Here is a 13,938-nt window from a genome sequence, read left to right as displayed (position 1 = left end):
GGCGTGCGCGCTTCCCAAGCTCATCGACAGGGGGATGGCATGACGATAATCCAAACGGCCCAAAAGGCGCGTCACCACCGATCGGTGCACGCGATTTTCAAAGGCTTGATGAACCCGCAGAACATTTCGGCTGTCGCCAAAATACTCGGACAATGCAACCGTCCAATTGATTTCCTCCGTCGCTACCTGTCCTTGGGCGGAGGTGAATACCCTGTGTCATACGTGATCTCGACACCCACCGGGAAGGCAAAGGTTACTGCCTTCAATGCCGACGACGTCATCACAATAAACGAGATATTCTTCAGGGGCGACTATGGAGACAGCAGGAAGAAGGAAGTTATCGTCGACTTTGGCTCGAACGTCGGCATATCTGCTCTTTACTTCCTGACTAGGAACTCGGGTAACTTCGTCTACTGCTTCGAACCTCTGCCACAGAATATCGAGCGCCTCAAACAGAACTTGAAGGCGTTCGAAGGTCATTTCGAGCTCAATCCAGTGGCGGTAGGCTATGCTAACGGAACCGTTGAGTTCGGGTGGGAGCCATCCGGACGCTATGGCGGCATCGGCCAGCCTCTCGCCGACAAGATGACGGTTCAGTGCGTTGATTCAAACAAGGCGCTCGAGAGGGTCATTAAAAAGCACAGTCGAATTGACTTGCTGAAGATCGACATCGAGGTGCTCGAGCGGGAGATCACCGAACGCATTCCAATGGAACTGTCCAGATTAATCGAGAGGATCGCGATAGAATGGCACTTTGTGAACAATCCATTGCCCGCAACGCACGAGATGGCTTGGCGGAGGCCTATTACGACGCTTGTTCGCCTGCCAACACTGTGATGGACTGACGCCTTTGAGTACGCCCACACGCGTCGCTTTTAAGTGTTCTCGGAGTGCCTCGTAAGGGTCTTGCCTTTGAAGGCACCACGAGGCCCTCGAAAGGTTATAGAAGCGCGACCGCACTCGGTGAAGGAACGGATCGCTAATACTTCGACCGCTCGTCGATGACGCCCTGGCGCAGCCGCATGGGGCGAGGAGCGGATCGTCGCGCTTCTGCAGGGAAGCCTCAGCATTGCGGTCAAGGCCGGGGCGATGAAGACGACCGACACGTGCCAAGTGACCGTGGACACGACCGTGCAGTCGAAGAACGTGATGGTCCCGACCGACGCCAAGCTCATCCACCGGGCCCACGGACGGCTGGTGCGGCTGGCCAAACGGGCGGGGCTGGATTGCGCCAGACCTATGTGCGGGTCGCCAGCGCGGCCGCAACATCTACATCTTTACCTAATCATTCCAGCAAAGCCCGCACGGAAGGCTACGGGATGCCTACAGTATTGCCGGCGGTTTCTGCCTTGAGTTCTAGTCCCGGCGCCTTGTGCCGCTCGCTCAATGTCAGGTCCAGCGCGCCCGTTTCATCCGCAGCCAGTGGTATTTCAACCTTGATCGTGTCTCCGGGCTCGATCGCGCTCGTTTCGTTAGCTTGGATTTGCACTGTCGCACCATCCGCCGATAGCCGGAAAATCGTATAGATCGGCGCAGCCAGCTCCGCGTCGGCTCGGCGGGCAAGAAGGGCCGGGGCAGATACCGCTGACTCGTACAATAACCGCCTTGCTGTTTCTGTCTTGCTTTCGATAGCATCGAGCTCAGCTTGCGTTTGGCGCAGGTTGATCGTTACCTCATTTTTGCGTCCCTCCTGGAGCGCGAGAATTGATATGTCTGTTTTACTGATTTCCTGACGCCCGCGCAGCAGACTGGTTTCCGCCGACAACCTCTCGCTCTGCACCTGGGCAAGGGCCCGCTCCAGAGAAAACTCGCGCGGCGCAGCCGCAAGACCTTTGACGACAAGCGTCGAAACCGCTGTCAACTCTTTCTGGATTGAGCCGATTTGCTTGTCGAGGAAAACCAATTGCGCTTCCAGCGAGGCAAGTTCCTTCTGGAGGAACTCGCGCAGACCACGAAGCGCCTTGACCTGAGTGTCCAATCCCTCACTGCGCGCTTGGAAGATCAAGCGCTCCTGCTTCAAGAGCATGGCAAAGACGTCGTCCTGAGTGCGCGATGTCAACTGGGTCGGAAACTGAATGTCGCTGGCATGCGAGAGTTCCGCCTCGAGTCGCGCCTTGCGAGCGAGGAGACTGGCCTCGCTCAGTCTGAGCAGGCTCACATCCCCTTGGCCCTGGATCACTTCGCGCTCGAACCTGGCATCCCTGTCCTCTCGCGTCCGCAACCCGCCCGCGATGCTCAAGGCCTGCAAGACGGTCAGCCCGGGCCGGTATGGGAATTCTCCCGACTGCGTCACCTTGCCGACAACATAGAACGGTCGGAACTGAACGATTTCCACCGCCGTATTCGGTTTTCGGGCAAGGCCGACACTTTTCATGAGGCTGTCGCCGATCGAATTCGCAACTTGGCCGGCTGTGAGACCGACAGCCTTGATTTCGCCGACCAGCGGCAGCGAAATGGAGCCGTTGGGACCGACCGTGTATTCGTCGTTGAGAGCAGCCCAGGCAAAAATCGTGTCGCGCGACGCCCGCCATTCGTAGACCTTGATGCGGATCTTATCTTGCGGCCCGAGTACATACTCTTTGGCATTCACAGCCGAAGTACTCAACATACAGGCCAAGCCTAGCCCTGCCGACAACACCACGTGGAGAAGGCGCCAGGCGTCGCGCCGATTGGTCAGGGTATCCATGCAGCGGGCTCGATTACTTGAGCAAGTGCCGTTCTCAACTAAAAATGGCAGTTCGTGCATTTTTACCTCTACATTGGATTCCCGAAGATAGTGGTCCCGGCAGTTAAGTCTCCGTCCAGGCCAGTAGACATAAGTAACGCTTCCACGATGGCTCCCGAAATCGGAGCACCACCATCGTAATCCACCAAGCGCGCCGATACAGCCTGCGCATAAGGTTACCGTCGATGCGTGCTTAGGCCCATCGAAGTAGGAGGCGTACCCCGTTGGAGTACGTCCAGCCACGGGAGGGTGCGGCGCTTAACCCGATAGGCAGCTTGTTTGGACGGGACGGACGACACACAGTGGCTGAGCATCCGGGCAACAAGAATTCCGGAAAGGTGCCAACATTCCGGGAGGGCAATGCATGCGCCATGTGCGACAGCCGAAAGCAACCACCATGGTGGGCCGGGATACCAAACAATTGCGATCCATCAGCAAGACGCCGTTTGCCGGCATCGACCGCAACGCGCGCATCGCCGTCGTGCATGATTGGTGCCCGAACTTTCGCGGCGGCGAGCAGGTCCTTGCCCGGATCTGCAAGATTTTTCCGAGAGCCGAGGTCTTCACCCTGTTCGATTTTCTTCCGACGGAGATCAAGGAAGAGTATTTTCCAGGCGTAATTTTCCACGTTTCCGGCATGAACCGACTTCCGTTCGTGGAAAAGTACTACCGGTCACTGTTCTTTCTCTGTCCGTTTATGATCGAACAATTTGATGTCACGGGTTATGACGCGGTGATTTCCTCGTCAGCCGCATTCTCTCGAGGCGTTCTGACCCGCCCGGACCAACCACATTTATGCTATGTGCACAGTCCGGTGCGGTATGCGTGGGACGAGCAATTCTCCTATTTGCAACAGGCCCGCTTGGGATTTGGCCCGAAGGGTCTTGCCTTTCGCTACATGCTTCACAGGCTGCGGACCTGGGACACGAGAACGGCGCACGGTCCTGACCTGATGCTGGCGAACTCGAATTATGTCCGCTCTCGAATCGAGCGGATTTACGGCCGTCACGCGCGGGTCGTCCATCCGCCCGTCGCCATCGAGGATCTTGATCTCGTCGTCAACAAGGATGACTACTACGTCACGGCCGCGTTCCACGCCCCGTATAAACGTACGGATCTGATAATCGAAGCGTTCAGCAAAACGCCGTCGCGTCGCCTGGTTGTTGTCGGCGACGAAGTACAATCCCAGCATCTGCGATCGCTTGCCGGCCCTAACATAATCTTCACCGGTTATCTGCCGCGGCATGAATACATCGAAAAAATCGCCAATGCTCGTGCGATGGTGTTCGCTGGATGCGAAGATTTCGGAATAACGCTTGCCGAGGCCCAGGCGTGCGGCACGCCATTGATCGCCTTCGGCCGCGGCGGCGCGCGCGACATTGTCCGGCCGCTTGGCGAGAGCGCCCATCCGACAGGTGTGCTCTTCGACCGTCAAACCATCGATTCCGTAGCTGGGGCCATTGATCTGTTCGAGAAAAATGCGGTGTCCATTACGCCGCACGCCTGTCGTATGAACGCGACCCGGTTCTCCGAGGAAAGGTTCGACCTGGCGATACTCGACGCCTTTGGCCTGGCCCAGTCTGTCCAACTCGCTCGCGCAACCGAGTACAATGAACTCTTCGGAGCCGAAAGCTCGACGCGCGATATCACCGGTTCTCTTGTCGAGCCAATTCTACAATGAATTCATTTGACCTTCACATGGCAAGCAACGGAAAAGCGCTTCGACTGACCGCGTGCCCGTGCTGCTCGGCGCCGGTCAGCCGGTCAATCTACCGGGTCGAATCCATCCCGGTGCATAGTTGCGTCCTGCTGAACTCGGCCCGAGAAGCCCACGCCTTTCCCCGCCGCGACCTTGACCTCGCATTCTGTGAGGCATGCGGATTCATATTCAACAGGGCCTTTGATGAATCGATCATGGGTTACTCGACCAATTTCGAGGAATCCCAGCATTTTTCCAGCACCTTCAACGGTTTCGCGAAGGGACTTGCACGCGAGATTGCACAAAAATGTGCGATTGCCGGCAAGCACGTGTTGGAGATCGGCTGCGGCAAGGGTGAATTTCTCCGCGAACTTTGCATGTCGGGCGGCGCCACCGGGCTCGGCATTGATCCAGCCTATCGAGCCGACAAAGGCCGCAATGATGAGTATGGCGACGTCAAGATGATCGTCGACTATTTCGGACCAGACTACCAGCATCTCCAGGCGGATATGGTCCTCTGTCGCCACACGCTCGAACACGTAAGTTCGGTGTCGAGTTTCGTGCGGCTGATCCGCAAGATGATCGGCAAAAGGACCCAGGACTGGGCGGTCTTCGAGACGCCTGATGCCAAACGTGTGCTCGTAGAGAGCGCGTTCTGGGACATTTACTACGAGCATTGCTCCTATTTTAGTCCTGGCGCGCACGCACGCCTGTTTCGCCAGGAAGGTTTCGACGTTACCGATCTGGAACTCGTCTATGACAACCAGTACATCGTTCAGTACGCTCGGCCGTCGGCCGGCCGGACGACGCCGAGACTACCGCTCGAGCACGACCTGGAAGTGATGCACCGTTTGGCGGAAACCTTTCCTGCCCGCGTGCGAGCCGCTCAGAATTCCTGGCAGGAGCGCATTCGCGCCGCGCACGCCGCCGGCCGGCGGGTCGTGCTATGGGGCGGCGGCTCCAAGGCAGTGTCGTTCCTGACGACCTTGCAGCTTGGAGACGAAGTCTGGGCAGCAGTCGACATCAACCCCTACAAGCAAGGCAAGTTTACGCCCGGTACCGGTCACCCGGTCATCGCGCCAAGCGACCTGTTGGACACTCCGCCTGATCTCGTCATCGTCATGAACCCGATATACCTGAACGAAGTGGCGCAATCCTTGATTGCGCTGGACCTGCGACCGGAAGTCGTCGCGGTCTGATTGCGCTCTCATCAAAGAAGAACCTGAAAATGGAACATCCCAAGTCGCCGCAAGTGTCCCTTGGTATGCCGGTCTACAACGGCGAGAATTTCGTCGCCGAGGCGATCCGGTCGATCCTCGAGCAGGATTTCGGTGATTTCGAACTCGTCATCACCGACAATGCTTCGACAGATAGAACAGCCGATATATGTCTGGAATTCGAGAGGCTGGACAAGCGCGTCCGCTATGTCCGAAACGCACGCAATTTGGGCGCTGGTGCCAATTTCAATCGAGCTTTCCAGCTGAGCACAGGCGAATATTTCAAATGGTGCGCGCACGATGACCTCTTGAGCAGTGGTTTCTTGACAGACTGCGTGCGTGCACTTGACGCGAATGCCCGCCACGTCATTGCCTACCCGCGACTGCTGGGGATCGATGAAACCGGTCAGCTAACTTCTTATGTCGAACGGGTGCGGCCGGATATGGGAGGATCGTCGCCCGCGTCCCGCTTCCGGCAGGTGGTTGCCGCACACGGATGGGATGCGGCCATGTTTGGCCTTTGGCGCCGAGATTCTCTGCTCAAAACGACATTGCACAAACCTTATTATGGGTCCGACTGTGCGCTTCTGGCCGAGATGGCCATTCTCGGGCCGTTTGTTCACGCGCCCAACGCGATACTATACAGCCGTGACCATCCGACGCGCTCGGTGCGATTGCCAAACTCCGAACGATTGGCTTGGCAGAATCCCGATGGCTCTACCGCGAACGCTTTTGAATTGTCGAGGCGGGTAAAACACCTCGTCGCGATTACCTATCGGCACAGGCGGACAGCGCCGCTGGGTAGGACACTGTTTCATCTGCTTGCATGGATATTGGATCCAGTGCTCGTTGCGAGATTTTGCCTGGAAGCTGTAGGCGTGGTTTCTCCGCAGCTCCGGGAGAAGCTGCGTGCCGCCGGCTGGGGGGCACTGAAACGCATTTACGTCGGCTCAGACCGATCTCCTGGTTAGAAATCTGCTGCGCCGGTCAGGGTCCCTTCCGACGACGTCGCCGAACTGTCACCTGCGATCGCGGCAACCCAGCCTCCCGATCGGCTCGAGCAGCCAAGTTGGGCGTCGTAGAGATGCGGCGAAAACAAACAGGCGTGCGGGGAATCCTGGTTCAGTCTGACGTCGTCTGTGAAGAAGGTTGATTTCGGGATCGGAGGCGAAGCGGGAGCATTCCCACCCGCCATATCAGAGCTGATATGGCGTCAGGCTGATCGCGGCCGGATTGGTGGCACTGCAGCGGACGTGAGCAGTACCAGGAAGAAGGCACACAAAAGCCTCAGCCAGTTGAGCAGGAGGCTGAAGTTATAGCCGACGGCTGCAAGGACAGCGTTGTTGGCATCGCCCTCGGAGAAGGCCAGGAAGTTGCGGCCCATGCGGTGGTCGTTCTTGAGATGGCCGATGACGGGTTCTACGGCGGCCCGGCGTCGCAGCGCCCGTTTGACGGCCTGGGTGAGGCCGCGCTTGTAGCCGGCGACATGGACCTTGAACATCTTGTCCTTCGGCGCGTTGTGGCCGCGGTAGCCGGCATCGGTGACGATCTTGCCGAGGCTGACGCCGATGGTGTCCTCGATCGCCGGGATGATGGTCGCCAGCGTGTGGCCGTCATACGGATTGCCGGGCAGCGCCTTGACATGGGCGACGAACTGGCCGCCGCGGCTGCGCTGCAGCGGGGTGGCGACGGAGACCTTGACGCCGAACTCGTAGGGCTTGTGGGCCTTGCCCTTGCCAATGCACTCGATCTCCGGAGCGTGCAGGGAATACACCTTCTTGCCCCGCTCGCGCTGGCGCTGGTCCCTGACGCGCCGGGCCAGCGACAGCGGCAGGGCAAAGACCTGCATCAGCTCTGGCCGCATGGCGAGCTTGCGGACGATGTCGCGGATCACCGCTCCCAGCATGGTGCGCAGGCGCTTGAGTTGCCGGTTGGCCCGCTTGAATTGCTTGGCATGGGCATAGCGCTGATGCTTGATCAGCGCGATCTTGCCGACCCGCGCATAGGACTGGCGCAGGGCAATGCCATGCTTCCTGGCCAGCTTGACCAGCCGCTCGCGGGCGCGATGCATCAGCTTGGCGTCGGTCGGGAAGGTGATGGCCTTTTCCTGCACGGTAGTGTCGACGATTACCGCGCGGAAGTCCGACGGCTTGGCCGCCCCCAACCTGGTCGCCGCCGCAAGGCTCTCCTGGAGCAGAGCCGTGAGCCGTTCTTCGCCCATGCGCAGGCGCCAGCGCGTCAATGACGTGCGGTCGAAGGGCAAGCGGTGCTGGAAGAACTCCTCGCCGCAGAACAGCTGGTAGTAGGGGTTCTCCAGCCAGCGTTCGCACAGGCTTTCGTCGGACAGGTTGTGCATCGACTTGAGGATGGCCAATCCCGCCATCAGCCGGGTCGGCAAAGGCGGCCGGCCAGGATCGTCGTCATAGACCTCGCCCAGCCGTTCTTCGAGGAAACGCCAGTCGATCGTCTTGGCCAGCTTCACCAGCGCATGATCCATATTGAGAATGTGGTCGAGCCGGGATCGCAACAGGTCCGTCTGGCCGCTCTCGCGCCGTTCCTTCGGTCGCATCGCTCGCTTCCCTCGCTGCTTCGTCATCGTCTCGAATCACGCAGAACAAGCGCATCCAATTTGCCGGAAACCGCAGCCCAAAGCCACGAAATTCGGCAATCTGAAAACCGAAATCAGGGGAAATTGTTAAACGGAATCAAAGCATTCCGAGTTTTTCACGGACGACTCTGACGCGAAGCCGCTCTCGTCGCTGGCTACAAGGTGGGCCGCTTCAGGCGCCTGGACCAATCGACAGCGGTGGGGATCAGAGACGCTAAACTGCAGCGGGCAGATCATCGAATTATGCCACGATGATCTCCGCCGAGAGACCGAGCTTGTGTGCGGCCTGGGCAACTTCGTCTCGATAGAGCGGATTCATCACGACGATAGACTGCAGGGGCTTGCCGCGCAGGCTCTCGGGACCGACAACCGGTGTCCCGGTTCCAGGAGCAAAGCGCCCCTGCTTATGCGGGTTGACGTCGACCAGCGCCCCAATCCGCGCCCCTTCAGGAACGATGTTGACGAATGTAATGCCCTTTGATCCCGCACCCCAGACCACGGTCTGCTCCGGATCCCGCGTTGCAAGATAATCCCGCCACCAGGCGACTTTGTCCCGATAGGTCTGGTCGAAGCGACGGACCAACGCGTCGATCGTTCCGGGCCTGGAAGAATCGGCCGTCATCCCAGTTGCGGCAGGCTTTGCTTCGATGAAGAGGTACTGGTCACCGAACGACGCGCCCTGGTCCAGCACCTCGAAGCCTGCTGTCTGCATTGCTGCCCGCAGCGAGTGAGGCGTGAAATAGGAAACGTGCTCGTAGATCAGATCCCAGATTCCCATGTCGCGCAATGTGTAAAGGGCATTAGGCACCTCGATGTAAAAGACGGTGCTCGGCTCAACGCCTGGATGGGAGCGAAGTCCTTGCAGGAAGGCGATCGGGTTGGCTATGTGTTCCAGGACGTGACGGCAGGAAACGAAGTCAGGCTTGACGTCCGGATAGGCATCGCTGAACCAGTCATTGATGAACTCAACGCCGGCGACGTCGTCACCCCGATTGTCTTCGAAGCTCCTGTCGAAACCAATGCCTCTGGCGCCGCCGGTTGAGCAAAGCCGTTTGAGGAAATCACCCTTGCCGCAACCGATATCGACGACCAATTTTCCGTCAAGTGCGTAGGCAGTGGACAGGCGACCCGCTAAATCCTCGACGAAGGCGACGAATCGCGGCGAGAAATGCAGGGAGTTCTCGTAATTCTGCGTATAGCCGATCCGACCATCTTCGAACGCCGCGTTGAAGAAATGTTCACAACTGCGGCAAAACGCGAGGACGAATTGGCCAGTCGGCGCAGCAATGGCCGAGTCTGCATCAGAGTGCAGGGAATTGCACGAAAACGGAATGGCTTCGAATGATACCGAGCGCAGCAGATCGTTGCGCCGACAGACCGGACAATCGCCGCGAAGGCGGATCGAATTCGTCACTAGCTTATGCGTCTCGGCGCAGGCAGCGCTTCGGGCTTGCACGGTCACACGATCCGCGGGTTCGGCACGGGAACGATGAATTTTCCGCCCCGAGCTCGATATTCAGCCTGTTGTTCGATGATTTCATCGAGGAAGTTCCAGGCCAGCACCAGAACATAGTCAGGTTGCGCCTCCAGCAGCGCCTCGGTGGAGCGGATCGGAATTTTCTGGCCGGGCATGTGCTTGCCCTGTTTGTGAATGTTGCGATCCACGACGAAGTCGATCACATCGCGTCCGATGCCAACCGTGTTGATCAAGGTGGCGCCTTTGGCCGCCGCTCCATAGGCAGCAATTGAGGCGCCGCTGGCTTTCAGCCGGTGCAGCAATGTGGAGAGCTCGACTTTCAATCTGTCGACCGTCGCGGAAAAATCGAGATAGTAATCGATGGCGTCGATCCCTCGTGCTCTTTCGTGAGCGATCTGGTTGGTGACGCTCGCTCCGACATGTTCCCGCATTTCGACATACAGGCGAAGTGAACCGCCATGAATCGACAAGTGTTTTATCTCGTTGAGATAAAGGCCATGGCGTCGAAACAGCTTGTCCAATGCCGTTACTGAAAAATAGCAGAGGTGCTCGTGGTAGATCGTGTCGAATTCGCAATGATCGATCATTGGTTCGACATATGGCGCCTCGATCACCGCAACGCCGTCGTCCTTGAGCAACCGCGCAATGCCCGCAACAAAACCATTGGTGTCGGCCACGTGGGCGAGAACATTGTTCGCGTGAATGACGTCGGCTCGCTTCCCCTGTTCGCGGAGCTTCTCCGCCAGTTCGCGGGAGAAAAAAGCCAGGCGTGTCGGCACGCCTATTTTCTCCGCAGCGGCGGCAGGTCCTTCGGCCGGGTCGATGCCGAGCACTGGTATTCCTGCCTCCACATAGTTCTTCAGGAGATAGCCGTCGTTACTCGCCAACTCGACCACAAAGCTGCTGGCGTCCAATTTACGACGCTCGATCAAGTCACGCGCATTGTCTCGGGAATGCCTTAGCAGCGCTTGCGAGAACGAGGAATAGTACGGATAGGCATCGGCAAACAGAATCCTTGGGTTCACCGTTTCCGTGATCTGCACCAAGCTACAATCGCCACAGAAGGCGACGCTCAGCGGAAAGACAGGTTCCTCCTCGCCATCGTCGATGCTCGATGGAAGCCGATCGGCAAGCGGCGTCGTGCCGAGCTTCAGGAAAGTGTCGATGTGACTTCCGCCGCAGGAGCGGCAAAACTGCTCGGTTACAGAGGCTGCACCAGCAATCATCATGGCCATGGCTCCCGCCTGTGTTTGTTCAAACCGCAATCGCTAACTGCGGCGTGCGGCGCAGATCGGTATCCAGTTCGCCGTCTTGGATCAGCTTCTGCACATGGGCGATGCGCTTGAACCGCTCGCCCTCGAAATCCCCAAGGGCAAGGCCTGTGGCGCGAAATGTGTGGTAGAGCTGTTCGATACCGCGCCGCGCTGTCCATTGCGGCTTAAACCCGTGCAGGCGGCGACCAATATAGGTGCAGTCGACGCGATAGCACCGTTTGTCTGGCCCGGCGTCGGGCGCGAACTTCACCCGGCTGTCGGGAACGATCGTTTGCACCAACTCCGCGATATCCCGAATCTGATAGTTTTCCGTGGTCAAGCCGACATTGAATGCCTCGTTGTGGACCAGCTCTCGCTCGGCTTCGAGCACGGCGATATAGGCTAGCGCAATGTCTTCCACATGGACGATCGGACGCCATGGCGAGCCGTCGCTCTTGAGGTAGACCAGGCCGGTCGTGTAGGCCCAGGCGGTCAGGTTATTGACCACGAGGTCGAAGCGGATGCGAGGCGACAGGCCGTAGGCAGTGGACGCACGCAGGAATGTCGGGCTGAACGATCGATCGGCCATCGGCGCCACCGCTCGCTCCACATTCGCCTTCGAGGCGCCGTAAGGCGTAACCGGGTTGAAGGGGGCATCTTCAGTTAAAAAGCTGTCGCCGGCCGCGCCGTAATTGCTGCAAGAGGAGGCATACAGGAACCGCTTGACGCCGGCGGCCTTGGCGAGCTGCGCAAGCCTGACCGAAGCGCCGCAGTTGATTTCCTCGGTAAGCTGGGGTCGGTAGTCCCCCAACGGATCGTTTGACAGTCCGGCGAGATGGATGATCGCGTCGAAGCCGGCGACGTCGTCGATTTCGACGTCACGGATGTCTTTCTCGATCGTCGGCACATTGGCCAACGTTCCTACGAAAGTGCATGACCGGAAGATGTCGCTGTCCAGGCCCATGACGTCATGGCCGCGTTCAAGCAGCATCGGAGTCAGGACGGAACCGATGTAGCCGAGGTGGCCTGTAACCAGAACTTTCATCGATCAATTCCCATGTTTTCCAGGGCGCTTGCCCGCTGTCCCATAATTTCTGAAGGAGATGCTTTTCGCGAATGGTGTCCATGCATTGCCAGAAGGATTCGTGGCGATACGCCATCAGTTGGCCGTCGGTCGCGAGCCGCTGCATTGGCGCGTGTTCGAACATGACATCGTCGCCGTCGATATAGTCCTTTATGCCCGGCTCGAGCACGAAGAAGGCGCCATTGATCCAACCCTCCGAGGCCTGTGGCTTTTCCGTGAAGTCGACAACGCGATGGCCGTCGAATTCGATGTGCCCGTAGCGTGCTGGCGGACGCACCGCCGTCATCGTTGCAAGCTTGCCATGCGATTTGTGGAAGGCGATCAGTTTATCAAGGTTGACGTCCGAAACGCCATCGCCCCAGGTGAGCATGAATGTCTCGTCGCCCATCCAGTCGATCAGGCGTTTTATGCGGCCGCCCGTGAGCGTATTCAGTCCCGTCTCCACAAGATCCACGGACCAGTCAGGCAGCGAGTTCGAGTGGCGCTTGATGCTTCCCGATGCAGCATTGACGGTCAAGCTGCCATCGAATGCGACATAGTCGCTGAACCAGCGTTTGATGTATTCGCCCTTGTATCCCAACGCGACGGCGAATTCGCGGTGCCCATAGGCATAATAATGCATCATGATATGCCAAAGGATCGGCTTTGCTCCGATTTCGACCATTGGTTTCGGCCGGATCTCGGTTTCTTCCGCTAGCCGCGTTCCCAGTCCGCCAGCAAGAATTCCTACCTTCATTGTTTTCTCACCCCAATCGCCTACAGTGTTTTGCTACCATGCGCAGCTCGGGTTGAACCACACCGAAGAAGGGATGATCGGAACCATCGATGCATGACGTCAGGCATACAATTGGCGCTATGCTCGATAGAGCGATGTGTAACCGGTCTCATCCATTCGACGTAGCAGACTGGCAGGCATCGGCGGTCATCATCGCACCCCATCCCGATGATGAAACGCTGGGATGTGGAGGGGTCGCCAGCAAGAAGCTTGGCGCGGGTGCCGATGTCCGGTTTATTTTCGTTACCGACGGCTCGGCGTCCCATGCAAATCGGGTTGACAGTGAGGCACTGCGGATCGCCCGCGAGGACGAAGCGATTGAGGCGGTCTGCCGGTTGGGAGGGTCGGCCGATCGCGTCAGATTCCTGCGTGTTCCCGACGGGATGGCAAAGCATCATATCGGCAAGATCGCAGAGGCGATCGCTGAGTTGCTCTTCGTTTGGCAACCGCAGAGCGTGTTCGTCACCCATGCAAAAGAGCCGCCTGCGGACCATGTTGCCACCAATCTTGGCGCGCAAGGCGCGCTTCAACTGTATGGCCGGCGCGTGACCGTGTTCGAATATCCCGTCTGGTACTGGTATCAGTGGCCGTGGGTTCGCCTGCACGATCGAGTGCCTGGCCTCAGTCGCGTCGCATTGCGGCAAACGATCCGGACCTTTGCAGGTTTGCGTGGGCTCACGCTGTTCAATTCGAACGCATATGTCGGCGACGTCGTCGATGTGAAACGGTATGCGCTGGCCGCGCACCGGTCACAGATGGAGCGGCCGGCGGGACTCGACGACTGGCCTATCCTGGCGGATGTAGGTGGGGGCGATTTCGTCAAACGGCTGCTTAGCGATCACGAGATGTTCACGCGCTATGAGTTCAATGCGTGAACGATGTCTTGCTTGCTGTGCCACCTCTGCTCACGGCAGGTGGGTCTGTGCGCTCGCGGCCAGGCCGAACTACTGATTCAAGTGCACAAGAGCCAGCTTGCCCCCGACCGCACCTGCCGCTCACCGACTGCCAACCAGGTGCGCCTCGTCCGGCGCCTGAAATGGGTGGACGTCGCGCTCAGGTCGGGACGTGCTGACGAACTCGGCGAGCTGGAAGAGCCGTTC

General features: G+C 58.6%; 11 protein-coding genes and 1 pseudogene. 6 read left to right on the top strand and 6 right to left on the bottom strand.

The annotated features are described in order from the left end of the window. The first annotated feature begins 39 nt into the window (after positions 1-39). Both JG739_RS24595 and JG739_RS24590 read left to right on the top strand, forming a co-directional pair. Positions 40-837, top strand: coding sequence for an FkbM family methyltransferase (locus JG739_RS24595; RefSeq protein ID WP_202363775.1), 798 nt, complete (start codon positions 40-42; stop codon positions 835-837). Between the two features lie 149 nt (positions 838-986). Further along, a pseudogene (locus tag JG739_RS24590) lies at positions 987-1,257 on the top strand (IS5/IS1182 family transposase); the annotation flags it as partial. 55 nt (positions 1,258-1,312) lie between these two features. Here the strand turns inward: JG739_RS24590 and JG739_RS24585 are convergent. Then, positions 1,313-2,686 carry a polysaccharide biosynthesis/export family protein gene (locus JG739_RS24585; RefSeq protein ID WP_202363774.1) on the bottom strand — a complete coding sequence of 458 codons (1,374 nt, stop codon included), beginning with the start codon at positions 2,684-2,686 and terminating at the stop codon, positions 1,313-1,315. Positions 2,687-3,122: 436 nt separating this feature from the next. Between JG739_RS24585 and JG739_RS24580 the strand changes: the two genes are divergently transcribed. The 3 genes from JG739_RS24580 to JG739_RS24570 all read left to right on the top strand — a co-directional run bounded on the left by JG739_RS24580 (position 3,123) and on the right by JG739_RS24570 (position 6,612). Further along, positions 3,123-4,406, top strand: a complete 1,284-nt coding sequence (locus JG739_RS24580; protein WP_370463496.1) for a glycosyltransferase — start codon at positions 3,123-3,125, stop codon at positions 4,404-4,406. A 233-nt stretch (positions 4,407-4,639) separates the two neighbouring features. After that, positions 4,640-5,623 carry a class I SAM-dependent methyltransferase gene (locus JG739_RS24575; RefSeq protein ID WP_202363772.1) on the top strand — a complete coding sequence of 328 codons (984 nt, stop codon included), beginning with the start codon at positions 4,640-4,642 and terminating at the stop codon, positions 5,621-5,623. Between the two features lie 29 nt (positions 5,624-5,652). Beyond that, the gene (locus tag JG739_RS24570) at positions 5,653-6,612 is read left to right on the top strand and encodes a glycosyltransferase family 2 protein (RefSeq protein WP_202363771.1); all 960 of its coding nucleotides are present in this window, start codon (positions 5,653-5,655) and stop codon (positions 6,610-6,612) included. Between the two features lie 242 nt (positions 6,613-6,854). Here JG739_RS24570 and JG739_RS24565 read toward each other — a convergent pair whose 3' ends face one another. The 5 genes from JG739_RS24565 to rfbF form a co-directional block, all read right to left on the bottom strand. Beyond that, entirely contained in the window at positions 6,855-8,210 is a 1,356-nt protein-coding gene (locus JG739_RS24565; RefSeq protein WP_199202942.1) for an IS5 family transposase, read from the bottom strand. 280 nt (positions 8,211-8,490) lie between these two features. Next, positions 8,491-9,663, bottom strand: coding sequence for a class I SAM-dependent methyltransferase (locus tag JG739_RS24560; protein ID WP_202363770.1), 1,173 nt, complete (start codon positions 9,661-9,663; stop codon positions 8,491-8,493). A 44-nt stretch (positions 9,664-9,707) separates the two neighbouring features. After that, positions 9,708-10,961 carry a class I SAM-dependent methyltransferase gene (locus tag JG739_RS24555; protein ID WP_244749556.1) on the bottom strand — a complete coding sequence of 418 codons (1,254 nt, stop codon included), beginning with the start codon at positions 10,959-10,961 and terminating at the stop codon, positions 9,708-9,710. A 19-nt stretch (positions 10,962-10,980) separates the two neighbouring features. Next, a complete protein-coding gene (locus tag JG739_RS24550) occupies positions 10,981-12,024 on the bottom strand; it encodes an NAD-dependent epimerase/dehydratase family protein (RefSeq protein WP_202363769.1) in 1,044 nt (347 codons plus the stop codon). After that, positions 11,960-12,799 (bottom strand): glucose-1-phosphate cytidylyltransferase, encoded by an 840-nt coding sequence (gene rfbF / locus JG739_RS24545; RefSeq protein ID WP_244749555.1) that lies wholly within the window; start codon positions 12,797-12,799, stop codon positions 11,960-11,962. Before rfbF ends, JG739_RS24550 begins: the two co-directional genes overlap by 65 nt. A gap of 89 nt (positions 12,800-12,888) precedes the next feature. On the opposite strand from rfbF, the gene JG739_RS24540 reads away from it, so the two are divergent. After that, positions 12,889-13,713, top strand: coding sequence for a PIG-L deacetylase family protein (locus tag JG739_RS24540; RefSeq protein WP_202363768.1), 825 nt, complete (start codon positions 12,889-12,891; stop codon positions 13,711-13,713). The last annotated feature ends 225 nt before the right edge of the window (positions 13,714-13,938 follow it).

It is taken from the genome of Mesorhizobium sp. L-2-11, from assembly GCF_016756595.1.
Classification (GTDB): Bacteria; Pseudomonadota; Alphaproteobacteria; order Rhizobiales; family Rhizobiaceae; genus Mesorhizobium.
The sequence above is the reverse complement of the archived record's forward strand: the minus strand, read 5'-3'. Positions and strand labels throughout refer to the sequence as shown.